At 55.4% G+C, this 24,480-nt stretch carries 21 protein-coding genes and 2 tRNA genes; 14 read left to right on the forward strand and 9 right to left on the reverse strand.

Features of this window, described 5'->3' with window-relative positions; all coding sequences use genetic code 11:
- Window positions 1–38: 38 nt before the first annotated feature.
- From ACR0ES_RS09740 to ACR0ES_RS09750, 3 genes are read right to left on the reverse strand one after another with little or no spacing between them, the layout of a single operon-like run.
- Window positions 39–1,781, reverse strand: a complete 1,743-nt coding sequence (locus ACR0ES_RS09740; RefSeq protein ID WP_480870464.1) for a dynamin family protein — start codon at window positions 1,779–1,781, stop codon at window positions 39–41.
- An 8-nt stretch (window positions 1,782–1,789) separates the two neighbouring features.
- Complete coding sequence (locus tag ACR0ES_RS09745) at window positions 1,790–3,802, reverse strand: dynamin family protein (RefSeq protein ID WP_480870467.1); 2,013 nt, start codon at window positions 3,800–3,802, stop codon at window positions 1,790–1,792.
- Between the two features lie 2 nt (window positions 3,803–3,804).
- A complete protein-coding gene (locus ACR0ES_RS09750; RefSeq protein ID WP_209507691.1) occupies window positions 3,805–4,227 on the reverse strand; it encodes a hypothetical protein in 423 nt (140 codons plus the stop codon).
- A gap of 834 nt (window positions 4,228–5,061) precedes the next feature.
- Between ACR0ES_RS09750 and ACR0ES_RS09755 the strand changes: the two genes are divergently transcribed.
- Window positions 5,062–5,146 (forward strand) — tRNA-Leu (locus ACR0ES_RS09755).
- Between the two features lie 364 nt (window positions 5,147–5,510).
- On the opposite strand, the gene ACR0ES_RS09760 is transcribed toward ACR0ES_RS09755, so the two are convergent.
- Window positions 5,511–5,587 (reverse strand) — tRNA-Pro (locus ACR0ES_RS09760).
- Window positions 5,588–5,705: 118 nt separating this feature from the next.
- Entirely contained in the window at window positions 5,706–6,821 is a 1,116-nt protein-coding gene (locus ACR0ES_RS09765) for a THUMP domain-containing class I SAM-dependent RNA methyltransferase (protein ID WP_480870470.1), read from the reverse strand.
- A gap of 296 nt (window positions 6,822–7,117) precedes the next feature.
- On the opposite strand from ACR0ES_RS09765, the gene ACR0ES_RS09770 reads away from it, so the two are divergent.
- The 6 genes from ACR0ES_RS09770 to nqrF are packed head-to-tail and all read left to right on the forward strand — an operon-like array spanning window position 7,118 to window position 12,981.
- On the forward strand, window positions 7,118–8,461 hold the full coding sequence (locus ACR0ES_RS09770) for a Na(+)-translocating NADH-quinone reductase subunit A (RefSeq protein WP_480870473.1): 1,344 nt from the start codon (window positions 7,118–7,120) through the stop codon (window positions 8,459–8,461).
- A 5-nt stretch (window positions 8,462–8,466) separates the two neighbouring features.
- Entirely contained in the window at window positions 8,467–9,675 is a 1,209-nt protein-coding gene (locus ACR0ES_RS09775; RefSeq protein WP_480483685.1) for an NADH:ubiquinone reductase (Na(+)-transporting) subunit B, read from the forward strand.
- Complete coding sequence (locus tag ACR0ES_RS09780; protein ID WP_267365756.1) at window positions 9,668–10,483, forward strand: Na(+)-translocating NADH-quinone reductase subunit C; 816 nt, start codon at window positions 9,668–9,670, stop codon at window positions 10,481–10,483. Before ACR0ES_RS09775 ends, ACR0ES_RS09780 begins: the two co-directional genes overlap by 8 nt.
- Entirely contained in the window at window positions 10,483–11,136 is a 654-nt protein-coding gene (locus tag ACR0ES_RS09785) for an NADH:ubiquinone reductase (Na(+)-transporting) subunit D (RefSeq protein WP_267365754.1), read from the forward strand. The genes ACR0ES_RS09780 and ACR0ES_RS09785 overlap by 1 nt, the downstream gene beginning before the upstream one ends.
- On the forward strand, window positions 11,136–11,744 hold the full coding sequence (nqrE, locus tag ACR0ES_RS09790) for an NADH:ubiquinone reductase (Na(+)-transporting) subunit E (protein WP_209507136.1): 609 nt from the start codon (window positions 11,136–11,138) through the stop codon (window positions 11,742–11,744). Before ACR0ES_RS09785 ends, nqrE begins: the two co-directional genes overlap by 1 nt.
- A gap of 13 nt (window positions 11,745–11,757) precedes the next feature.
- The gene (nqrF, locus tag ACR0ES_RS09795) at window positions 11,758–12,981 is read left to right on the forward strand and encodes an NADH:ubiquinone reductase (Na(+)-transporting) subunit F (protein ID WP_267365752.1); all 1,224 of its coding nucleotides are present in this window, start codon (window positions 11,758–11,760) and stop codon (window positions 12,979–12,981) included.
- Window positions 12,982–13,035: 54 nt separating this feature from the next.
- On the opposite strand, the gene ACR0ES_RS09800 is transcribed toward nqrF, so the two are convergent.
- Window positions 13,036–14,049, reverse strand: a complete 1,014-nt coding sequence (locus tag ACR0ES_RS09800; protein ID WP_480870476.1) for an NAD-dependent epimerase/dehydratase family protein — start codon at window positions 14,047–14,049, stop codon at window positions 13,036–13,038.
- 184 nt (window positions 14,050–14,233) lie between these two features.
- On the opposite strand from ACR0ES_RS09800, the gene ACR0ES_RS09805 reads away from it, so the two are divergent.
- Window positions 14,234–14,998 (forward strand): metallophosphoesterase family protein, encoded by a 765-nt coding sequence (locus ACR0ES_RS09805; RefSeq protein WP_480477178.1) that lies wholly within the window; start codon window positions 14,234–14,236, stop codon window positions 14,996–14,998.
- 2 nt (window positions 14,999–15,000) lie between these two features.
- Here ACR0ES_RS09805 and ACR0ES_RS09810 read toward each other — a convergent pair whose 3' ends face one another.
- Complete coding sequence (locus ACR0ES_RS09810) at window positions 15,001–15,525, reverse strand: CBS domain-containing protein (RefSeq protein ID WP_480477180.1); 525 nt, start codon at window positions 15,523–15,525, stop codon at window positions 15,001–15,003.
- 374 nt (window positions 15,526–15,899) lie between these two features.
- Between ACR0ES_RS09810 and ACR0ES_RS09815 the strand changes: the two genes are divergently transcribed.
- From ACR0ES_RS09815 to ACR0ES_RS09840, 6 genes are all read left to right on the forward strand, one after another.
- The gene (locus ACR0ES_RS09815) at window positions 15,900–16,925 is read left to right on the forward strand and encodes an FAD:protein FMN transferase (protein WP_480870479.1); all 1,026 of its coding nucleotides are present in this window, start codon (window positions 15,900–15,902) and stop codon (window positions 16,923–16,925) included.
- Between the two features lie 14 nt (window positions 16,926–16,939).
- Window positions 16,940–17,176, forward strand: coding sequence for a (Na+)-NQR maturation NqrM (gene nqrM, locus ACR0ES_RS09820; RefSeq protein WP_267366293.1), 237 nt, complete (start codon window positions 16,940–16,942; stop codon window positions 17,174–17,176).
- Window positions 17,177–17,249: 73 nt separating this feature from the next.
- Window positions 17,250–18,920, forward strand: a complete 1,671-nt coding sequence (locus ACR0ES_RS09825; protein WP_480870481.1) for a sulfatase-like hydrolase/transferase — start codon at window positions 17,250–17,252, stop codon at window positions 18,918–18,920.
- 103 nt (window positions 18,921–19,023) lie between these two features.
- Window positions 19,024–20,541 carry a 2,3-bisphosphoglycerate-independent phosphoglycerate mutase gene (gene gpmI / locus ACR0ES_RS09830; RefSeq protein ID WP_480773661.1) on the forward strand — a complete coding sequence of 506 codons (1,518 nt, stop codon included), beginning with the start codon at window positions 19,024–19,026 and terminating at the stop codon, window positions 20,539–20,541.
- A complete protein-coding gene (locus ACR0ES_RS09835) occupies window positions 20,538–21,668 on the forward strand; it encodes a murein hydrolase activator EnvC family protein (RefSeq protein ID WP_480870484.1) in 1,131 nt (376 codons plus the stop codon). The genes gpmI and ACR0ES_RS09835 overlap by 4 nt, the downstream gene beginning before the upstream one ends.
- Window positions 21,669–21,674: 6 nt before the next feature.
- Window positions 21,675–23,015, forward strand: coding sequence for a S41 family peptidase (locus ACR0ES_RS09840; protein ID WP_209507125.1), 1,341 nt, complete (start codon window positions 21,675–21,677; stop codon window positions 23,013–23,015).
- A 137-nt stretch (window positions 23,016–23,152) separates the two neighbouring features.
- On the opposite strand, the gene ACR0ES_RS09845 is transcribed toward ACR0ES_RS09840, so the two are convergent.
- Window positions 23,153–23,512: a hypothetical protein gene (locus tag ACR0ES_RS09845; RefSeq protein WP_480773663.1), complete on the reverse strand. Its 360-nt coding sequence runs from the start codon at window positions 23,510–23,512 to the stop codon at window positions 23,153–23,155.
- Between the two features lie 11 nt (window positions 23,513–23,523).
- Window positions 23,524–24,285 (reverse strand): DUF6478 family protein, encoded by a 762-nt coding sequence (locus ACR0ES_RS09850; protein WP_480773664.1) that lies wholly within the window; start codon window positions 24,283–24,285, stop codon window positions 23,524–23,526.
- Window positions 24,286–24,480 lie beyond the last annotated feature (195 nt).

A 24,480-nucleotide genomic window follows, 5' to 3' on the forward strand; every position in this document is an offset into this window, starting at 1 on the left:
TTATCGTCCTTCTTTTCAGCGCCTTGATTAAGGCATCCTTACAAAACATGCCATTCTGCACTGCTGTTTTCTTTCGTTTTTGTAATGGCTTGCGGGGCGTGTCTGGACTGTTTCGCACTATATTCAACTGCGATCTGGTCAAATTCGGCAAGAAAGGCTTTGAATACATTCTGAAGCCCGACTGCGTCCTTTGGCAGGTCCTCCTTGTTTGTAATTTCCCGCCACATATCCGACGCGCTAAGCGGCGACCCGGCTGCGGATTCTGGAAGATCGATGTGCGCATCGTGGCGGATATCGCGGGCGTCTTCCTCGACTGAGGCTACGACTTCTATCAAGCCGTTTGTCTCAGGCTCAGGTTCGTAATCCTCGGCGTTGTTCTCGGGCTGAGCCGCCATCAGAGCCGCAATGGAGGATACCGAGACTTCGATACCCCGATCATCACGCGATTCAACTTCCGGCGTGAAAACTTCGACTTCATCCGCTTCGGCCGAGGCTTCCCGCAACGTCGTGTTCAACGAGGTCAGCACGTCATCAACGGACTTGTCGCCCGTTTCAGCATCTGGAGCGTCACCCAGCAGGTCGTCAGTATTATCGGCAGCACCGAATTCACCGGACAGGTCGAACTCGTCCACGTCTTCTTCCAGACCGGCGACATTCTTCAACTCAAGAGGATCGCTTGAGGTGTCCTTGAAGAAGGCACGCAACTCGTCGCTGGTATCGGTTTCCTCAGGCATCTGCTCGGTGTCTGATACCATTTCTGCCCGCAGCCGTTCAGCGTCTTCCGGGTTGATCCGAACCCGTTCGCCTTCGTCAACGCGTCGCTCTACACGGGCTGGCCGGATGGGGAAGCTTGTTACGACATTATGATCGTCGGCTTCTGGCTGCTGTTCGTTTTCCAGCGGATTGACCAGCCGCAAAGGAGTAGCTTCGATGCCGTCCGCCAGTGCCTCTCGGTCGTCTGGTTTGCGGGCGGGGCGCAGTGGTTGAACCTTGAATGCGCCGGACTGGCTTTTGTCGATCTGGTACCGCGCCAGCTGATCGGCGCGATTGTCCATGATCTGTTCTGTGATTTCCAGAAAACTGTCGATCATCTTGCCGCCACCGCTGCGCGACCACATTTCGGCGTCGCCAGTCTTGTCGCGGGCATTGATCGCATCCCGGGCGGAAAACAAAATGGACCGGTTGAACAGATGTCCGGCTTCGCGATTGACACGTCGCAGAACCTTTTGACGGTCTTTAAGGTTTAGTGCATCCGCCCGCGTCACCAACAGCAGCGAGTTGTGTTGCAAGCGGTCCGGCAGCGAAACCCACGTTGCACGTTCGGTTTCGCGCCAGGCTTGCGTCGCATGGGTGCACCAAATGACGCCGTTTGCCTGCCCGACTGCGCGCTGCCAGACATCTGTCGAGATTTTGGGGTCCGAGATGCCGGGGGTGTCGATCAGATCGACGGCTTCCAAAATGTCTGCCTCAAGGAAGATACGAATGAACTGCGCGTCGTTGACGCCAACAGTCTCAAGCTGATCCAGTTCGATTGGCTCAACGCTTCCGTCATGTCGCTTGATATATGGTTTTTCACTGCCCCAGCTAAACCAGACCGGTGGTAACTGGGTTGCAGTAACCTGCGTTGGCAAGGTTTGCGTTCGCAGTAAAAAGTTCATCAGTGTGGATTTGCCAGCGCTGAATTCACCCATCAAAGCGAAAACCGGTTTGCGGCGGGACCACTGCTCGATACGTTCCCATGCTTTCGGTGAAACAAAGCGTGTTTGTGAATCTTTTGCCATTTTTCTACTTATGCCGCTTCGTTGCTTAGGTCTTTCAGGATGTCACCCAGAATCTCGTCTCGCGATTTCTGAGGTTGCAGGCCCGCCATCGCTGCCGAGGTCTGGCCGGAGTTTTTGTCTGCTGATGATGAGATGCTCAGCAACGTTTCCTTCTGTTCCCGCATGAAATCCGCCAGAATAGCGCGGACGTTTTCCAACACGGCCGCAATCTGGTTTTCCTCGATATCCTTGGTGATCGAATTCGCCTCGGACGCGATCAGGCGTGTGTAATCGGCAGCGTATGCTTCAAAGCCTTTGCGCTTTTGCCACCAGCGTCGCCACCAGGTACTTTGCAGGTCCAGAGCGATCGTCCGGCCAATCCCCAATGGTGGTGGAACGCGCGGCACGATAGGTGCTTCGATGCTGAATTCGCCCAGGTGGTTGCCAAGAATTTTGTGATACAACGCTTCGACATCTGCAGCCGCAGTTGAGTAGAGCGCGCCAGCATCCTTACGCATTGCGCGGGCAAAACTGAAATAAGCGGCTTTTTGCAAAGTCCTCAATCCAGCAGGGTCGTATTGCCAAGTGCCTTGCTCGCCATTCTTTTCAAGGTGCGCGATCAGAGAATCCGTGGCGCGCTTCACAAAATTCGCCTCGGCTGAGTTCAGGCGCTCCAATACTTTGTCACGTAATGCATTGGTCAGTTCGGCTGCTTTCTTTTCATATTCAGCAGAAACTTTCGCAATTGCATCTTCCGGAGAAACACCGTCAAGATCACGCGCAACGCCTTCACCCTCTGACAGAGTCTTTGCCACGGCGGTGGCACGAATCTGGCTGGCGATGTTGCGGGCGCGATGGCGAACCCGATCCATCAGCCGCGCTCCGGCACCTTCTGCAATACGCTCGTTTATCGCCAGCAGCAGGTCAGGCAAACCGGACAATGCCCAGATTTTATCCAGCGAGGGGGCCTGATCACCGAACCCGGCAGCGAGGTAAAATGTATTGAGTGCTTCGCGGGATTCCTCGTTCAGAATCTCGGGGTTCCCGGTCAGTGCTGCCTCGGCCCACAAGGCACTGCCGAACACGACACTTGTCTTTGCGTCGATGTTGTTCTGTTTCAGAGTGTCCAGAATCCGGTCGCGGATTTCGGGGACTTGATTGACCGGGTCTGACAACTCGTCAATCCGGTTCACAAACAGGACAATCTGGCGGTTCTCAAATTGGGCGATGATCCGCATCAAGGCCATGTCCATGGTGGTCAGGGCCTGGCTTGCGGCAAGCACCACAACACAGACTTCGGACCCGCGCAGGCTGCGCAGGGTAATCTGTTCACGCACCATGAAGGTATCGTTGACACCCGGCGTATCACAAAGCTTCAGCGCAATCGGGTACTGAGGGATATCCATGTACAACTCGGCCGACTTGGTCACATCTGCGAACCGGCCTGTTTTTGGATTGATATCCGGGTCGTCCTCATCGCCCAGGCAGACATACCTTTGGATCAGTTCTTCATCGAAGTGATCGTATTGGTGGCTTTGGCCAAGTATCAGATCGAAGTGCTTTCCAAGACGCTCTTCCGACTTTGCTTTCATCTCGCCGATCTGACGGCGAATGTCCTCCATCTCGTCATCTGCACCGGCACGGTTGGCCAATTCGCCCAACCGGCCACCCCCGACCATCAGATTGTCCCATTCTTCCTGCTCAAAGAAGGTGAACTTGGCCTTGGTATCGCCCGGTGGACGCGTGTTGATGTTCAGGGTTGTGACGACCGACGTCCACGGGTTCACATCCGACGGAAGCAAAGATGGGCGCCCCGCAAGAATGTTTACAATCGATGATTTGCCCGCTTTTACCTGACCGACCATGGTGATGCTGGCGGTGAAGTTTTCCATCCGGGTCTTGAGTGTTGCCAGACGTGCCGAGGAGCGCGCATCAGCCACCTCAGTCAATTGATCAATCTGCGCCGTCAGTGATGACATTGCCGAAGTCATTGGCGCCAGAGCTTCGTTGCCTACAGACAACAGGTGATCATTGCGCGCCATGCTTAACCTCCGGTTCCCGTAGCTGCGATGCGGGGTTCATGCGAAGGACGGCCCGTTGGAATTCCTGTCAGCGTGTCGATACGTGCGATCAGGTCCAAAGCGTTGCCCAGAATGTCAGCCTCGGCGCGCGGGCTGATGGTTTCGTAAGCCTTGGCGTCAGCCAGCACTTCGATCGAGCTGAAGCGATCGCCGTTTTCAAGGCACGCAACGCGGCGTCCGGTCGGGAAACCTTCGGATTTGACCGCGGGCAATGGCATACGCGCATTGGCCAGCAGGTAGTGGTCTCCGGAATGGGTTCGGAGCGATATCCCAAAGCCCGTGTTCGGGTGGTCCCGGTTCAGGATCTTGAGTTCGCCAAGAAAGCTTTCGCGAGCAAAGAAGACAGCCTCTTGCTCGGCAGTAGCGGAGGGATTCAGATCGGTCACAGCAGTAAACCTTGTACTGGAGTTGAGCAGGAAACTCGTACCGGCGCCAAAGTGGCAAAAAAGACTCATTAACTCCTGCTAAACAACAAGACCCTTCAAGGCGGTCTTATTTTGACGTGAATAAGATTTTTTGGCGTTTGAAATGTGGCAGCTTTGTGGTGGAGTTCTCTTGAGAATGCCTCAACCTGCGCGGGAATGCATATGACGCAAGAGCCATTCCGCACCTACTGTATGAAACCGAGCGGAGACCGGCGGAACACAATTGCCTGAACCTGACGGTGCGGGACATTCAAAAATCTGTGTGGCCCTGAAGGGCACTTTAGTCGGATAAGTTATCCTTGTTGTTTCAGAAACCTGAAGTTGCTCTCTGAGTTGGAAAGGGTCGCAGATGCGTTTTCTGGGGTGTCGTGGCGAGTAATCCCGCGCCTCCTCCCATGGGTTCAACTATGAACGCGCAAGGGCAATGAAGTAGGATTTCCATGTTCGCCAGTGGTGATCTGACAACAAGCTGTCGGCTTTTTCTAGGACTTTGGTCAACGTAAGAGCGATATTTCGCAGGCTAGCTGGGTCAAATTTTAACTTCGGCACGAATGAAGAGCTCTTCCAAAATAGCGTGGACATTGTCCCGCAGGATATCGGGTTTCACGGCCACTGATGTTCCCATCAACTTTCCACTGACAAGCCTCTTGGGGCTATACATCTTCATAAGATAGCGTGGTTGCCCCATATCTCATCAGAGGATCTACAAACTTGGCGATACATGTATTTTACCCCTCGCGCTCGGAAGCAAGCTTTGTTATTGACCGCTTCATTCCAGCGCTGCGGCGCTGAGTTGCGGGTGTGGCGAAATTGGTAGACGCACCAGATTTAGGTTCTGGCGCCGCAAGGCGTGGGGGTTCAAGTCCCTCCACCCGCACCACTTTGATCAACTAAAGTTTTGAAGATATTAGCATCTATTGTTCAGTTAGGTTTTGCCCGCAATTGTTCCCCAAGTTCAATCGCTGCTGGTTTCCCTGTCTTCGATCCAATCGCACATCTCTAGCGCACTCAACGGTGCTAATCTTTTCCACTGATGAATAGGGCTTTCCTTATCGGCCCATAAGTCCGGAAGAGGTTAAGAAGGCCGCTGGGATCAATGATAGGAAGATACGAGATATTGCTGCCGTGGATTATGGATGAAGATTAAGATCGAAGTAAGCACATCCAGTGCCAGAAATGCTGTGGATACTGTTTCGGGCGAGCTGCTGCAAACAACAAAGGCGCCCTTGGGCGCCTTGATTTACTGGTCGGAGTGAGAGGATTCGAACCTCCGGCCCCTGCCTCCCGAAGACAGTGCTCTACCAGGCTGAGCTACACTCCGACCGTGGCGGGTGATCTATACGCGGCTTTGCCGATGCGCAAGAGGATTTTGAGAAGCGATCATCCTAATCTTCCGTCTTTGGATCGACAACGGACGGGCTAAACAGGTCACGCGACTCTCATGGCAGCGGATCCGTTTTGTACAGACGGATCTTGGTGCCTCCGTGGTCTACGACCGGACCGGGCGCCAGCAAACGCAGGCGGGTCGCCCGAGCCAAAGCCGGAGCGCTGGTCACAATCCCAACACGCCATCCTCGAAACCGGCTCATCAAAGATTTACCCAAGGCTCCGTAGACAGAGCGCAGACGCTTTTCATCTCCAATTCGCGCCCCGTAGGGAGGGTTCACAATGACCAGCCCGGCGGGTCCCGCAGGGGGTTTGATGTCACTGACGGAAAGCTGTTGAAAACTCGTGTTGGCGTTAACCTGCGCTCTATGGGCGTTGGCTGTTGCGGCTTCGATAGCTCCGGCGTTGCGGTCAGAGCCACAGAAGGTGAGAAAACACTCAGCGACCTCTGACTCGCTGCGCATGTCTTGCCAGCGGTCAGGGTCGAAGCCCGCAAGGTTTTCAAACGCAAAACTGCGGGACCGACCAGGGCGCAGCCCCAGGGCAATCTCGGCGGCTTCGATCACGAAAGTACCCGAACCGCACATCGGGTCCAACACCGGTTCATTGCCGCTAAATCCGCAGTCACGCAGAAACATGGCTGCCATCGTTTCGCGCATTGGCGCTTTGGCAATTGCTTCTTTATGACCACGCTTGTGCAAAAGCTCTCCAGAACTGTCGACGGAAAATGTACAGATGTCCTTTTCGATTCTCAGCAAGATCCTGACATCGGCGTCGGAAGATATCGGAGCGCCCAGAGTTTCGGATATCGCTTGTTCAACTCTCTGCCGTGCGGCACCGGCATGATATATTCTGGATTTGCGGCTGGTGGCCTCGACTTTGACCGGAACACCGGAGCGCAGGAACTCGCCCCACGGGAATTTGCGCGCACGTTTGTCCAATTGGGCTAAATGCACGGCAGGAAAACTGCCCAGACGAACCAGAACCTTGTTTGCACCGCGTAAGGTCAGGTTGGCGCGCCAGACCTCGGACCACGAACCACGGCAAATGACACCCCCTGGAATCGTCTTGACCTGAGCGAACCCGTTGGACTGCGCCTCGGCACAGAGGGGGGCTTCAAGGCCCGGGGTGGCAATCAGAAAGATTTCGAAGTCTGTGTCTTTTTTCATTCCGGTTGCTTACACTGGAAGTTCAGCGGGCGCGACACGCAATTTTGACCCGAATTTTTGGCCATCTTGAGGGAAAACTCCAAGATTTTGCAGTTTGATCTTAACTTTCGGCGGTAACAGGTTTGCGTTTGCGGGCATCCGCGCGTAAAGGGTCCGTGATCAGAAATACGCCTGCGGAATTTGGACCCGTTTCGACGCTTTTGCGATGGGCACCGGAAAAAACCGCGTTATTGCATGACCCCTAAAGGGTGTCGGCAGGGCTGGCGCAGGAAAGAGGCTTGGAAGAACGTAGCGGTATGCAAACTTTCAAACTTAAAAAAGGGTTGGACCTGCCAGTGGAAGGCGCTCCCGACCAAACCATTCATCCGGGTCCGGAATACTCGACCGTTGGCGTTCTGGGTGGGGACTACATTGGCCTGAAGCCAAAGATGCTGGTGCAGGAAGGTGATAGTGTCGAGCGGGGTACGCCGCTCTTTTGTCACAAAGATGCGCCTGACGCGATGATGGTCGCACCGGTGACTGGCAAGATTGTTGCCATCAACCGGGGTGCCCGCAGGGTGTTGCAGAGCGTCGTCATCGAAGTGTCCGACGCCAATGACACGGGCTTGGATTTTTCGAGCGTGGGCGATGCGCACAGCGCCGAAGGCGTGACTGCAAAACTGTGCGCCGCTGGTCTATGGACCTCATTCCGCACGCGACCTTATTCGAAAACGCCTGAACCCGGTACCAAGCCGAACGCGATTTTCGTGACCGCCATGGACAGTGACCCTTTGGCGGCTGATGCCGCCACGATCATTGCCGAAGCGCCCGAGGCCTTTGCCGCTGGGTTGGCGGCAGTCAGCAAGCTAACCGAAGGCAAGACTTATATTTGCCAGAAACAAGGTGACACGATCCCCGGCGCGGATGTCGCCGGTGTCGAGGCCGTGGCGTTTTCCGGTCCACATCCATCGGGCCTGGCAGGAACGCATATTCACTTCCTCGAACCGATTTCGGGGGAAAAGCAAGTCTGGACTATCGGTTATCAGGACACCATCGCGATTGGCCGCCTGATGCAGACCGGGCGTCTGGATCCGAGTGTTGTGATCGCCTTGACCGGGCCCGGTGCGCGTCAGCCGCGTTTGATCCGCACCGTGATGGGCGCGTCCACGGACGACTTGACACGAGGTGAGGTAAGTGTGGACGGAACGCCCCGCATTATCTCGGGTTCGATCCTGTCGGGTCAACATGCCGACGGACCGACCGCATATCTGGGGCGGTTTGCCCGTCAAATCTGTATCATCCGAGAGGATCACGATCAGATTCCGATGGGTTGGATCCGACCAATGCCTTCCAAGTATTCCGTCCAGCCAGTATTGGGCTCGGCCTTTTCCAGAAAACTCTATGCTTTCACGTCCAACCTGAACGGTGGCCGCCGCGCGATGGTGCCGACAGGCGTGTTCGAAGAGCTGATGCCGCAGGATTACCTGCCCACACAATTGCTTCGGGCGTTGCTGGTGATGGATACGGATACGGCTCAGGCACTGGGAGCGCTTGAGCTGGACGAAGAGGATCTGGGCCTTGTGGGCTTTGCCTGTCCGGCGAAATATGAATACGGGCTGGCGCTGCGCGACTGCCTGAAAAAGATTGAAAAGGAGGGCTGATCCGAATGGGATTGCGTAACTTCTTTGACCGGATCGAGCCGAACTTTACCAAGGGCGGCAAGTACGAGAAGCTTTTTCCGATCTACGAGATGGTGGAAAGCTTCATCTACACTCCGAAAACCGTAACCACCGTTGCTCCTCATGCGCGGTCTTACGTGGATATGAAGCGCATCATGACATATGTCGTGATTGCCACTATTCCTTGCATCCTGTGGGGAATGTGGAACACCGGTTATCAGGCAAATTCGGCCATTGCCGCGCTTGGCCCAGAGTCTGCAACTGGTTGGCGGATTGCAATTCTTCAGGTTCTTGGCATCTCGTTGAATCCGGACAGTATTTTTGCCAATGTCATGCACGGGCTTATGTACTTCCTGCCGATCTATATTGTCACGTTGGTGGCAGGCGGTATTTTCGAAGTCATTTTCGCAACCGTCCGCGGGCATGAGGTGAATGAAGGCTTTCTTGTCACTTCGATGCTTTACGCCCTGATCATGCCTGCAACCACGCCTCTGTGGCAGGTTGCCCTGGGTATTATCTTTGGTGTTGTCATCGGCAAAGAGGTATTCGGCGGCACTGGTAAGAACTTCCTCAACCCTGCCTTGGTGGGGCGGGCGTTTTTGTATTTCGCCTATCCCGCGCAGATGTCGGGCGATGCAGTCTGGACCCCGGTTGACGGGTTTTCCGGGGCGACGGCTCTGGCTGTGTCGGCTGCCGAAGGCTACCAGGCACTGGCCGCTGACGGTATCACCTGGTGGAGCGCGTTTTACGGCACCATTCAGGGCAGTATCGGGGAAACCTCGACTCTGGCCTGCCTGATCGGTCTGGCCTTCCTGCTGATCACCAAGATTGCCAACTATCGGCTGATTTTGGGATGTCTGGCGGGCACAATTGCGTTCACCTGGCTGTTGAACCTGATCGGGTCCGAGACGAACCCGATGTTCGCAATGCCATGGTACTGGCATGTCGTGTTGGGCGGTTACGCCTTTGGTCTGGCTTTCATGGTGACCGAGCCGGTCTCGGCAAGCCACACCAATGTCGGGCGCTATATCTATGGTGCACTGATTGGTGTCATGGTTGTGTTAATTCGTGTGATCAACCCAGCCTTCCCCGAAGGTATGATGCTGGCCATTCTGTTCGGCAACGTCTTTGCACCGCTGATCGACTATTTTGTCGTTCAGGCCAACATCAAACGGAGGGCGCGTCGCCATGTCTGATACGCAATCCCCTGAACGCAAGGGCGCGATTGCCCGGTTTCTGGCGGCCTCGCCGGATTCGGTTGGCAAAACGATCTTCATCGCTGTTGCGGTTTGTCTCGTTGCCTCGATGATCGTGTCGGCCGCGGCAGTCAGCCTGCGCCCGGTGCAGGAGGCCAACAAGCTGAAGGACAAGCAGGTCAACATTCTGCAGGTGGCGGGGGTGTATGAACCCGGCATTGATGTCAGCCAGGCCTTTGCCGCGTTCGAGCCGCATGTTCTGGATCTGGCGACGGGCGAATTTGCGGACGATCAGTTCGACCCAGCCACCTTTGACGATCTGGCCGCTGCCGGTGATCCGGAATTAAGTGTTGCCCTTGACGATGACCCCGCAGGCATTGGTCGCAAGGCAAAGTATCGGGTCATCTATCTGCTGCGCGACGACAGCGGAGCGTTGGACAAGGTGATCCTGCCGCTGCATGGCTATGGGTTGTGGTCCACGCTTTATGGCTTCATCGCGCTGGAAAAGAACGGCAACGACATTTTCGGCCTGCAATTCTATCAGCATGGTGAAACGCCTGGTCTGGGTGCCGAGGTGGACAACCCGCGTTGGAAGGCGTTGTGGAACGGCAAGAAACTGCATGATGACGCGGGCGCCTTGCAGATCACCGTCGCCAAGTCACAACCAGCGGCCGGGCCCGAGTTTTTCGTAGATGCGCTGGCGGGCGCGACCCTGACATCGCGCGGGGTCGACAACCTTGTGAAATTCTGGATGGGCGATGCGGGTTACGCGCCGTTCCTGGCCAAGTTGCAAGCAGGAGAGATCTGATGTCGCAGACCAAGAAAGAGCTGCTGGTCGACCCCCTTGTCGACAACAACCCGATCACCTTGCAGGTGCTGGGAATCTGTTCGGCACTGGCTGTAACCTCATCACTGCAAGTGGCCTTTGTCATGGCCATAGCGGTGACGTCGGTGACGGCGTTTTCGTCGATGTTCATCTCGATGCTGCGCAACCAGATCCCGGGCTCGATCCGGATCATCGTGCAGATGGTGATCATCGCCTCGCTCGTGATTCTGGTGGATCAGATACTCAAGGCTTATGCCTTTCAGATTTCCAAGACGCTGTCGGTGTTTGTCGGCCTGATCATCACCAACTGCATCGTAATGGGCCGTGCCGAAGCATTCGCCATGAAGAACCCCCCGGTGGCCTCGTTCATCGACGGTTTGGGTAACGGCATGGGTTATGGCCTGATCCTGATGCTGGTGGGCATCATCCGGGAGTTGTTTGGATCGGGCAGCCTGTTCGGCGTGACAATCCTGCAAACGGTCAACAATGGCGGTTGGTACGTGCCCAACGGCCTGTTGCTGCTGCCACCTTCGGCGTTCTTCGTGATCGGCCTGCTGATCTGGGCTTTCCGCACGTGGAAGCCGAACCAGGTTGAAGAACGTGAATACAAAATCCAGCAGGTAGAGGCGCACTGATGGAAGGGCTTATCTCTCTGGCCGTGAAGGCCGTCTTTATCGAAAACCTTGCGCTCAGCTTTTTCCTTGGCATGTGTACCTTCATCGCCGTGTCGAAAAAGATTTCGACTGCCATCGGGCTGGGAATATCAGTCATGGTGGTGCAGGCCATCACCGTGCCCGCCAACAACCTGTTGTTGTCCTTCCTGCTGAAACCGGGCGCATTGGCATGGGCCGGGTTCCCGGATGTGGATCTGACCTTTCTCGGGCTGATTTCCTATATCGGCGTGATCGCAGCGATGGTTCAGATCCTCGAAATGATTCTCGATAAGTATTTCCCGCCGCTCTACAACGCGCTGGGGATCTTCCTGCCTTTGATCACTGTGAACTGTGCCATTCTGGGTGGTTCGCTGTTCATGGTCGAACGCGACTATAATTTTGCCGAGGCGACCACCTATGGCATCTCATCCGGTTTCGGCTGGGCGCTGGCAATCACTGCGATGGCAGGCGTGCGCGAAAAGCTGAAATACTCGGATGTGCCGGACGGGCTTCAGGGGCTGGGCATCACCTTTATCACCGCCGGACTGATGGCGATGGCCTTTATGTCCTTCTCGGGCGTGAAACTGTAAGGGGGGCGTGAGAATGGAAACCTTTTCGCTCGGCGTTGTCCTATTCACCCTGATCGTTCTGGCGCTGGTGGCCATCATTATGGCTGCACGTTCCAAGCTGGTGTCGACCGGCAACGTCAACATCACCATCAACGGTGAAAAGACAATCTCGGTTCCGGCGGGTGGCAAACTGCTGCAAACATTGGCGGCCGAAAAACTGTTTGTTCCGTCAGCCTGCGGTGGTGGTGGTACCTGTGCCCAGTGTCGCGTGAAAGTGCATTCGGGTGGCGGTTCGATCCTGCCGACCGAAGAAAGCCATATAACAAAGCGCGAAGCCTCCTGTGGAGACCGTCTGTCCTGTCAGGTGGCGGTCAAGCAGGACATGGAAATCGAAGTTCCAGAAGAGGTCTTCGGCGTCAAGAAATGGGAATGCACCGTTCGCTCGAACGACAATGTCGCGACCTTTATCAAGGCCCTTACCCTAGACCTGCCCGAAGGTGAGGACGTGAATTTCCGTGCCGGGGGCTACATCCAGATCGAAGCGCCCGCTCATCAGTTGAAATACACTGATTTCGACGTGCAGGAAGAATATCGCGAGGATTGGGATCGCTTCAATCTATGGCAATACGAGTCGGTTGTGAACGAACCTATCGAGCGCGCCTATTCGATGGCCAACTATCCGGATGAAAAGGGCATGATCATGCTTAACGTCCGGGTTGCTTCACCGCCTCCGGGCTCAGAAGGAATTCCGGCGGGACAGATGTCGTCCTACATCTTCAACCTGAAGCCGGGCGACAAAGTCACAATCTCGGGTCCATTTGGCGAGTTTTTCGCACGTGAAACCAAGAAGGAAATGGTCTTCATCGGTGGTGGCGCCGGTATGGCACCGATGCGCAGCCACATCTTTGACCAGCTCAAACGCCTTGAGAACCGCGACCGCAAGATCAGTTTCTGGTACGGTGCGCGGTCCAAGAAAGAGATGTTCTTTGTCGAGGATTTCGACCAACTGGCGGAAGAGTTCGACAATTTTGAATGGCATGTCGCTCTGTCGGATGCCCAGCCCGAGGATGAATGGAAAGGCTATACCGGCTTCATCCACAACGTTCTGTTCGAAGAATACCTCAAGAACCACCCGGCACCCGAGGATTGTGAATACTACATGTGTGGACCGCCAATCATGAACCAGTCGGTTATCAACATGCTGCTGGATCTGGGCGTGGATCGCGAAGACATCATGCTCGACGATTTTGGCGGGTAACTAAAGTAACCGGCGCTGAGTGCGCCGGTTTTTTCATTCCGGCGCCAGATCGACCTATTTTCTGTAATAGTCCCGATACCAAGCGACGAACTGTGCGATACCGTCCTTCAGGTCGGTCTGCGGGCGATAATTCGTCAGTCGCTGCAGCAGCCGATTGTCAGCCCAAGTGGCATGAACATCGCCCATCTGCATTGGCATAAAGTTTTTGACCGCTTTCTGGCCAACAGCCTCTTCGATGGCTTCTATGAAATCCATCAGACGCACCTTGTCTCCGTTGCCAATGTTGACGATGCGGTACGGTGCAACGGGCGACAAGCTGTCACCATCTTCGATATCCGCGCGGCTGGTCGGGCGGACCGGCGGAACATCGATCAGCAACCTGATCCCACCCACAAGGTCTTCTACATGCGTGAAGTCGCGATACATGTCGCCATGATTGTAGATGTCGATTGGTCTGCCATCCAGTATCGCAGCGACGAATTTGAAATAGGCCAGATCGGGGCGCCCCCAAGTGCCGTAAACGGTAAAAAATCGAAACATGGTGGTCGGCAAATCCCACAGATGGGCATAGGAATGCCCCATCGCCTCATTCGCCTTTTTGGTGGCGGAGTAGATCGTCAGTTGGGTGTCGGCTTTTTCTGTTTCGATGAACGGCATGTCCTCGTTTGCACCGTAGATTGATGAGGTCGACGCCATCAAAAGGTGTTCCACTTTGTGCTGACGCGCGATTTCCATCACATTGAACGTGCCCACAACGTTCGACTCGATATAGCTGCGAGGATATTCAAGGCTGTGCCGCACGCCTGCCTGCGCGGCCAGATGGACGATGACATCGGGCTGAAACTCCTCAGCGACCTGCACAAGACGGTCAAAGTTTTCCAAACGGTCTTCAGTTGCCGTAAATCCCGGGGTTTGAAGCAGTATCTGATGTCGACGCTGTTTCAGGGTCACATCATAATAGTCGGTAATCCCGTCATAGCCATGTACCTGAAACCCTTCTGCCAGAAGCAATTTGGCCAGATGGAATCCGATGAACCCGGCAGAACCTGTAATCAAAACTCGTTTCATAAAACCCTCAGAACTCACTGCAAATTCATCGCTGATCGAAAGGCGTTGATCCTATCATCAGATCAACTGCTTGCGAACATCCTGCGGGCCATATCGGACAATCTAAGGCTCGTGGTCAACACTTTGCCTACTCAAACAGTTGTTGATTGCGACCACTACGCAGGGCGGGTAGGGATCAAATGCCATGATGAAAGACTGGATCAGACGGCGGTTCCAATCCGCGGCGAGGGAAAGCTCCAATGCGATGCCATGCGACGTGGCACCAGCAGAAAAAGTGACAGCTGTCGGCGATATTCACGGTCGTCTTGATCTGCTTCAGGCGGTTTTGCCACGACTCGACGATCAAAGCCCGCTGGTTTTTCTGGGCGATTACATCGACCGGGGGGCATACAGCGCGCAGGTACTGCGGCATTTGCATCACCTGAGTGAAGCGTCAGACGGGCGGGTGCAATGCTTGCTTGGCAATCACGAAGAGATGCTGCTGCAATTTGTAAACGACCCGGAACGCTACGCCAGGCTTTGGTTTCATAACGGTGGAGCGGAAACTCTGGCATCTTTCGGCCTCGTATGTCCCGACGAGTTGCACAGTGGCAAGCATCTGCCTGAACTGGCAGAGCGTCTGCGGCACAAGATGGGCGACAGCTTGCTGGACTGGCTTGCAAATCTGCCGCTGACCTGGACCAGCGGCAACGTCACCTTTGTCCACGCGGCGCTTGATCCGCGGCAATCCATTCAATCCCAGGATCGCCAAATCTGTCTATGGGGTCATCCGATGTTTCCACGGCTTGCACGCAGCGACGCGCAATGGGTTGTACACGGTCATACAATTGTAAACCAACCCCGGGTTAAAAACCGGGTTGTGTCGATTGATACCGGTGCCTTTGCCTCGGGCAGATTAACTGCCGTTGAATTAGACAGCGGTAGCATCGGGTTTCTTTCCACCGGTTGAAACTAGCCTACGATCATCTGCTTCATGCGAAGCGCTTCATACTCCAATTCCCTCAGGCGGAAATGCACTACGTCACCGATAGTGATGACACCGCACAAATTGCCATCACGCAGAACCGGCATATGGCGGAAACGTCCCTCGGTCATGGTCTTCAGCACGTCATTCAGCGTATCCTCGGGCATGCAGGCTTTTACATCCCTGGTCATCAGGTCTTCGACCGACTGTGGCAGGGTCTGTCCCGGCGTATCGGCCATGCGCCTCACGATGTCGCGTTCCGACAAAATTCCTTTCAATGCCCCGTTCTGATCGGTCACCAGAACAGCACCAATTCGCTTGTCCTTGAGCGTGTTCACTACCGAATGGATGGTATCATTAGGTCGCACCGAGAACACCGCATCCCCTTTACCCTCAAGCAGTTTGGCCACGGTCGTCTGCGAATGCGACAGGTTTGATTCCGCTGATTGGCTGTAGGTTGTCTTGTCAGCCTTGTCACCGCGCGACGGCGACTGATAAGAAGTTGGGGCCATGAGCAATCTCCTTATGGTTCTTGCAAAGTCTTTCCCTTTCACTTTAGCGCAGCTAAACGACCTGTATAGGGTGCAATTGCACGAGTTGGCCAAACGCAGGTCAGCAGAGGGAGCTTAAGCCTTTGAATGAACTCTATCTTACGCCCCCGGTTGCCGCGCTGATCTTCTTTGCGGCTGTTGTGTGCGGTCACAACTTTCGTATGGCGTGGAAGCAACAGAAGCCCGGGTGGCGGAAACGCGCGTGGTTGTTCGGAATTCCGGCTGGAACTGGTCTTCTGCTGTTGGGTTTCCTTCCATTGAAACTGTAATGCCAATTTGACTCTGGCGGGGACCGCTGTCATATGCCGGGCAAAGAATGTCCCGGAGAACGCCCAATGCGTCTTTTGCCCGTACTGGCCTTTTTCACCCTTCTTTCAGGCTGTCTTTTTGACAAGGAACCCGAAGAAGTTCGTCTGTCCGGCGAGACAATGGGCACGACCTACAATATCACCGCAATTGGCGAGGACCTTGACAAAGACGCACTGGCCGCGGCCGTCAGTGATAAGTTGGCAGCAGTGAATGCCAAGATGTCCAACTGGGATCCGAACTCGGAAGTTTCTGTTTTTTCCGCATCGACCAGCACAGATCCGATGCCTGTGTCCAACGAACTCGCGCTGGTTCTTTCGGCAGCGAACGAAGTGCACTCGAAATCCGGTGGCATTTTCGACGTAACCCTCGGCCCTCTGATCGAACTTTGGGGTTTTGGCCCACGCAAGCCCGAAGACCCGGTGCCATCAGATGGGGATATCAACGCCGCGCTGAATGGTGTAGGTCAAGAACGCCTGCTAGCGCTCGATACGGATGCTGGTACGCTTGCCAAGTCAAACGCCAGTGTAGGCATTAACCTGTCCGCGATTGCAAAAGGCTATGGAATTGACGCTGTTGCGGAAACCTTGCAGGCCGCTGGCATCGAAAACTATCTGGTTGAAATTGGCGGCGATCTTGTGGCCAAAGGTAAGAATGACAAGGGCGAAGCGTGGCTCATTGGTATCGAAAAACCTGATACGGGTTCGCAAACCATCCAGTTGATCATTTCTTTGGATGACAGGGGCATGGCCAGTTCGGGCGATTACAGGAATTTCTTTGAAAAAGATGGTGTGCGATATTCGCATATCATCGATCCGACAACAGGCCGTCCGATCACGCACCGCACCACTTCGGTCACCGTGCTGGCCGAAAACGCGATGATGGCCGATGCCTGGGCAACAGCCATGCTGGCCTTGGGGCAGGAAAAAGGGCTAGCTCTGGCAGAGGAGCATAAACTTGCCGTGTATTTCATCTCGCGGGATGTGACAGGCGGCGAAGATGCCTATATCACTGCCCATAGCACAGCGTTCAAAGACGCGCTGGGATCGAACTGACTGTTGGAGCTGAGATGAGTACCTTTATTCTGGCCTTCATTCTTCTCGCTCTCGTCATGGTGGGCATGTCATTGGGTGTCATGCTGATGGGCAAGACCATCAAAGGCAGCTGCGGTGGTCTAAACGCGATCTCGGGCGCGGATAAATGCGTTGTTTGCCAAAAAGACATCGACCCCGACAGCCCACTGCGCGACAAGCTGCAATGCAAACGTGCCAAGAAGATGCTGGAGCAAATGGACCGCCAGGCCTGACGCAGGTTTTGCTTCGCTCTGCGGATAGAAATGGCTAACTAGGTCCTCGTGACTTGTGGGGAAGGGCGTCAACTTGGCCAAGGCAAGAAACATCCTGTTCATCATGTTCGACCAGCTGCGATGGGATTATCTGAGCTGTTACGGCCATCCGCATCTGCATACCCCAAATATCGATCGTCTGGCAGCCAAAGGCGTGCGCTTCAACCGCGCCTATATCCAATCACCGATCTGCGGCAGCTCTCGCATGTCCACCTACACAGGGCGCTATGTGCATTCTCACGGGGCGTCGTGGAACGGAATTCCGTTGAAAGTCGGTGAGATTACAATGGGCGATCACCTGCGTAAGGCGGGGATGGATTGCTGGCTGGTTGGCAAAACTCATATGCGTGCAGATGCCGAAGGGATGGCGAGGTTGGGCTTGGAGCCTGACAGCCTGATCGGGGCCCGCGTCGCCGAATGTGGGTTCGACGTGTACGAACGGGATGACGGTATGCTGCCCGAAGGTCCGGATGGGTATTATGACCCGGAAGGGGCAAAGGAATACAACAAATTCCTAAAGGCCAAAGGGTATGAGAGCGACAATCCCTGGCATGACTTTGCCAATTCCGGGCTGGATGCGAATGGCAACGTTCTGTCAGGCTGGTTTCTGAAGAATTCACCCGAAGCCGCTAATATTGCCGAGGAAGACAGCGAAACGCCCTATCTGACCGGTCGCGGGATAGAGTTCATGGAAACGCATGATGGCCCGTGGTGCTGTCATCTGAGTTTTATCAAGCCGCATTGGCCGTACATCGTACCGGACCCATACGCCTCGATGTATGGACCGGAACATGTGCTGCCTGTGGTGCGATCCGAGGCGGAACGTCAGAATGCGCATCCCGTGCTTAAAGCCTTCATGGACACAAAGATCGGCCAGACCTTTTCGCGGCAGGACGTGCGTGAGGCGGTTATCCCAGCCTATATGGGGCTGATCAAGCAAGCAGATGACCAGATGGGCCGCCTGTTGGACTGGATGGAGAGAACCGGGCGGATGGAAAACACGATGATCGTGTTGACATCAGACCATGGTGATTTTCTGGGCGATCACTGGATGGGGGAAAAGACCTTCTTCCACAACGCCTCCACCAGGGTGCCGTTGATCATCTATGACCCGTCGCCCGAGGCGGACGCGACACGTGGCACTGTCAGCGATGCGCTTGTAGAATCCATCGACCTTGCACCGACCTTTGTCGATGCGGCTGGTGGGGAAGTGGCGACGCATATTCTGGAAGGTCACTCCCTGTTGCCTATTCTCTATGGGGAGAAGGACGCATTGCCACGCGATGTGGTGATCTGCGAATATGACTACTCGGCTTCACCAATCGCAAATGTTTTGGACGTGTCGGTCCGCGATGCGGTGATGTTCATGGCCGCAAGCAAGAAATGGAAACTGATCCATTGTGAAGGTGGGTACCGGCCAATCCTGTTCGATCTGGAAAACGACCCTGATGAGTTGAACGATCTGGGTGACAGCGCCGAACATGCCGGTGTAATCGCCGAAATGTACGAGCACCTGTTCGCCTGGACGCGGCGGGCGTCACAGCGCACGACCCGGTCCGAGCAGCAATTGATTGAAATGCGCACCAAAAGCCGGGGCAGGGGTGTTGTTCTGGGCGTTTATGATGAAAACGATGCACCACTGGATCTGACAGTCAAATACCGCAATCGCAAGGCGCGCCCTTTCCAAAGCTATCTGAAGGACTAACACCTCTGTGTTGGTTATAATTGTACATCATTGCAAAAGGCGGTTCACCCGTCGAAGTCCAAAGGATAGAAGGTGACCCAAGAGCAGCAAATGGAGTACATCAATGGCCACCCCCAAACCTGTAGTCCTGTGTATTCTTGATGGTTGGGGCCTGTCCGAGGACACAAAAGCCAACGCACCCTATCTGGCAAACACGCCGACGTTTGACGCGATCATGTCTGAGTGCCCGCATTCAACCCTGATCACCCACGGCCCCGATGTGGGTCTGCCTAGCGGGCAGATGGGCAACTCAGAGGTCGGGCACACCAATATCGGGGCAGGGCGTGTGGTCGCCATGGACCTGGGCCAGATCGACCTTTCCATTGAAGACGGGACATTCTTTGAAAACGAAGCTCTGCAAGCTTTCATCGCCAGTGTTAAGTCCGTTGGCGGTACTGCACATCTGATGGGGTTGATCTCGGATGGTGGGGTGCATGGTCATCTGAACCATATCCTTGCCGCAGCCACTGCCATAACGGATGCCGGTGTCCCGGTTGCACTGCACGCAGTGACGGACGGGCGTGATGTCGCGCCAAGGTCTGCTCTGACTTACATCGCTGAGCTGGAAGAACGCCTGCCCGAAAACGTACGCATCGTCACCGTGAGCGGGCGGTACTTTGCCATGGATCGCGACAATCGCTGGGGGCGTGTCAGTGAAGCATATGGTGCAATGGTCAACGGGCAGGGCCGAACAGCCAGCAGCGCCCATGGCGCGGTTGATCACGCCTATAACCAGTCCGAATCTGACGAGTTTGTCACACCAACCGTATTGACGGGATATGACGGTATTCACGATGGCGACGGTTTCTTTTGCCTGAACTTCCGCGCTGACCGTGCACGTGAAATCCTGCGTGCTATCGGAGAGCCCGGATTTTCCGAGTTCGCGACAGGACCGCGCCCGAAGCTTTCAGCACTGCTGGGCATGGTCGAGTACTCTGACGGGCATAATGCTTACATGACCACGGTTTTTCCAAAGCGCGCGATTGTAAATACGCTGGGCGAATGGGTCGCCAAGCAAGGGCTCCGTCAGTTTCGACTGGCGGAAACCGAGAAGTACCCGCATGTTACGTTCTTTTTGAATGGCGGTAAGGAGACGCCCGAACTAGGTGAGGACCGCTTTATGCCGAGCTCGCCGAAAGTGGCGACCTACGATCTACAGCCCGAAATGTCATCCGCAGAGGTTACGGCGAAGTTTATCGAAGCCATCGAAGGCGGGTATGACCTGATTGTTACAAATTATGCCAACCCCGATATGGTTGGTCATACAGGTGATCTGAATGCCGCAATCAAAGCATGTGAAGCTGTCGATCAGGGGTTGGCGCAAGTCATTGCGGCTCTTGAAAAGGTCAAGGGGGCGATGATTATCACGGCCGATCATGGTAATTGCGAAGTCATGGTCGATCCTGTGACCGGCGGCCCGCATACGGCCCATACGCTCAATCCTGTTCCCGTAGCGCTGGTTGGCGGGCCAGGAGGTGCGAAATTGCGCCAAGGACGTTTGTCCGATCTCGCCCCGACCCTGCTTGAACTGATGGGTTTGCCTAAACCCCCGGAAATGACCGGGGAAAGCCTGCTGTCATGAAACCGGCTGCTCTGGCAGTGTGTCTGTTTTTGGCCTTGCCGGCGCTGGCCCAGCCAGACGCTTCCAAGGCTGCTTTGGATGCAGCGCAGATGCTCGAACAGGCGTCCATGGCGTTGTCCGAGGCCGAAGGCGCCCGGGATCGGGTCAATGCTCTTACGGAGACGATCCATGCCTATGAGGCCGGGTTGGGTGCGATGCGGGTGGGATTGCGCCAAGCGGCTACCCGTGAGGCGCAACTGAGTGCCGAGTTGCGGACGCGCGAAAAAGAAATCCGGCGATTGCTCGGTGTTCTGCAAACCATTGAAACGACCGAACCACCCGTTTTGATGTTACATCCCGCCGGCCCGTTGGGGGCTGCCCGCGCCGGTATTATGCTGTCCGAGGTCACCCCCGGCCTGAACGCCAGCGCGCAGGAACTGGCGCAGGACCTGAATGAAGTGCAGACATTGCGTGTCTTGCAGCAAAAGGCCTCGGAAACTTTGACAGAGGGTCTGATGGGTGTTCAGGCGGCCCGCACCCGTCTGAGCGAGGCAATCGCCGACCGCGCGGATCTGCCCCGCCGTTTCGTGGAAGACCCGGTACGTACGGCCATTCTGATCTCATCGACCGAAACACTGGATGGTTTTGCCAGTGGTCTGTCCGAGATCTCGGAGGGAGAGATCCTCGACAGCAATGCCAGCGTCTTGGACAGGAAAGGCCGGATATCAATGCCGGTACAGGGCATCTTGCTGCACAAGGCCGGTGAAACGGACGCCGCTGGTGTCATGCGCCCCGGCCTGATCATGGGGACACGCCCGCGCGCCTTGGTCACATCGCCAACCTCTGCGACAATTCGCTATCGCGGGCCGCTGCTGGACCTGGGGAACCTGATAATACTTGAACCTCAATCGGGTCTTTTGTTCGTATTTTCCGGTTTGCAGGAGGTCTATGGCCAGACCGGTCAGGTGATCCCAGAGGGCACACCAGTTGGTCTGATGCCCGGTGAAATGCCGGAAATCGGCGCAATTTTGTCAACAAGCAGTGATGGCACTGGAACTGACCGCTCAGAAACGCTCTATATAGAGGTAAGAGAAGACAATCGCCCCGTGGACCCGGAATCGTGGTTTCGGACCGACAAGGATGGATAAACGCGTATGAAGAAATTTGTGGTGGCCGGTCTGGCTGGAACTGTGGCAGGTATTCTTGCAACAACTCAGATTGCAGGACCCCTGCTGGCGCAGGAGGCCGAGAACAAGGCAAGCGTCTATGAACAGCTGGATTTGTTCGGCGACATTTTCGAACGTATCCGCGCCCAGTATGTCGAAGAGGTTGAGCCCGAAGAACTGATCGAGGCGGCCATTGATGGCATGTTGACTTCGCTTGATCCGCATTCGAGTTATCTTTCTCCTGACGACGCTGAACAGATGCGCGTGCAGACCCGGGGTGAGTTTGGTGGGTTGGGTATCGAAGTTACGCAGGAAGAAGGCTTTGTCAAAGTCGTCTCACCTATTGACGATACCCCCGCCGACGCAGCCGGAATCGAAGCCGGGGATTTCATTACCCATGTGGACGGTGAAAGTATTCTGGGCCTGACGCTGGACAAAGCGGTTGACCTGATGCGCGGCCCGGTCGGATCCGAAATTATCATCACCGTCGTACGCGAGGGTGAGCCTGATCCGTTCGATGTCACTATTATCCGTGATACAATCAAGTTGACCGCTGTGCGCGCACGGACCGAAGGCACCAGTGTCGTGCTGCGTGTAACCACGTTCAACGACCAGACCTTCCCGAACCTGCAGGAAGGATTGCAGGAACAGATTGCCGAAGCGGGTGGCATCGACAAGGTGAACGGTTTTGTTCTGGACCTGCGCAACAACCCAGGCGGCCTTTTGACTCAGGCGATCAAAGTCTCGGACGCGTTCCTGAACGAAGGCGAAATTGTTTCCACGCGCGGCCGCGACCCGAATGAGGGTGAGCGGTTCAACGCCACCCCCGGGGATCTGGCTGAAGGCAAGCCAATTGTGGTGCTGATCAATGGCGGCTCGGCCTCGGCATCCGAGATTGTGGCCGGTGCATTGCAGGATCATCGCCGCGCTATCGTTGTGGGCACCAAGAGCTTTGGCAAAGGATCCGTGCAGACGGTCATGCCGCTGCGCGGCGACGGCGCTATGCGCCTGACCACATCGCGCTATTACACGCCATCAGGACGATCAATCCAGGCCCTTGGCGTCAGCCCGGACATCATTGTTGAACAGCCTCGCCCTGCACCTGCAGAAGAAGAAGAAGAGAGCAACGGGCGTACCCGGTCCGAAGCTGACCTGCGCGGCAGTCTGAACAATGACAGCCTGAGCGAGGATGAAATCCGCCAGATCGAGGAAGATCGTGCAAGGGCCGAAGCAACCGCTGAGCTGAGGAAAGAGGATTATCAACTGGCATATGCCATAGACATCCTCAAAGGCTTGTCAGCGTTCACCCCGCACGGGCCGTCCCAATAACCAAACCAATGGGTCGCGTACAACGCGGCCCTTTTCTTTCTGTCTCGCGAGATTTCATTTCATCATCCAGCAGCGCAATCCGAAGGCGCCGCGCAGAGTGCGCATAACCGAATGGATGATCCGATTTCGCAAGCGTTTCAGCCGTCTCCGCGGCTTACCCGTCGGAACGCGCGTTTCAGCATATCCAGCTCCGCGCGCAAAAGGTCCACTTCCGCCCTGAGATCATCGGCGGCGGGCTCTCCTGCTATTATGGAGAAACTCCCAATTTTATCGACACTGCCTGCGTCGACTATGACGAAGCTGTGCACGCCTTCGGACAGGGCTGTGACGGGTACCTGCACATACAGATTCCATCCGTTGTCTGTAGGTGAAAGCTCAACACTCTCCAGAGCTTTGCCCAGATATCGAACCTCCAACTCTGGTTGCCGTTCGGCCTCAACATGGCCGTGCCAAATACCGTTTTCGAACTGAATGAAAGTCAGGGATGGTTGTGTCATCTTTGATCGTCTCACAAGTCCGCGCGATGGAAGCGGCAAAACGTAAGGTCTCGCACACTCATACGGTTCATCTGCGGTTTCTCAAAAATAAGATCCAGCCAGATCTTTTCGATCCGACGTTCATTCAGGGGCAGGTGAGCCAGGTCGAAATCAACTGCGTTCACGGTTTCAGAAGGGTCTAGCTGCCGCAAAACCTGCTCCATGTTGGGCCCGTGCTGAACATTGAGACGTGCAAACGCGCCAGACGGTTTCTCGCAGTCAATCAGAGTTTCCAACCGGATCAGATGCTCGCGTGTCAAGTCGCGGGCGACCTCACGCGGCAAATCGATTGATACCGACAGGAACGACCCCTCGAAGCCAAAGACCTCGACCTCCAGACTGAACGGGGCCAGATCACTTGCCCCCCGGTTGCGGATTTGCCGCACAGCGATTTCGGTCAACGGGCAGTCGTGAAATAAGCTGACCTGATCGTCCATTACCGTTTTACGGGGAACAGAGGCCATGCCGGATTGCAACAACGGCGCGCGCCACAGGTCGGGTCGCCAGCTCCAGTCGGTGCCGACAGGCCGGTGAAACTGAGTTGATCCTATTTTCGGGCGGAGCAAGCGCGCATCCGCCAGTTGGATCAGGCGATCCAGTTGTCCACGCAGACTGCGCGCCTGATCGCGTTTCATCCGCAACTCGGCCTGCGCTGAATCTGGCGCCTGCTGCACGGCCCGGCGCCAGCGGCCGAGCGTCCGGCGATGAATATAGCGATCCAGAATCCTGCGCATGGTCTCTTCGTCCGATAATGTCCTTCTTTAGTCAAAGAAATGAGTAGGAATAAACCCGCAATCACAAAAACACTACTTGAGCGCTACGTTTTCCGGTTGGTGGCTAAGCGTAAAAAAGATAGGTGCCGGATTAGGAGCCTGACCCCGTCAATTCTTGCAATACGTCGGGTCAATGCTTACCGTCTGTTTCCTAAA

The sequence above is a fragment of the Ruegeria sp. N7 genome (assembly GCF_056531345.1).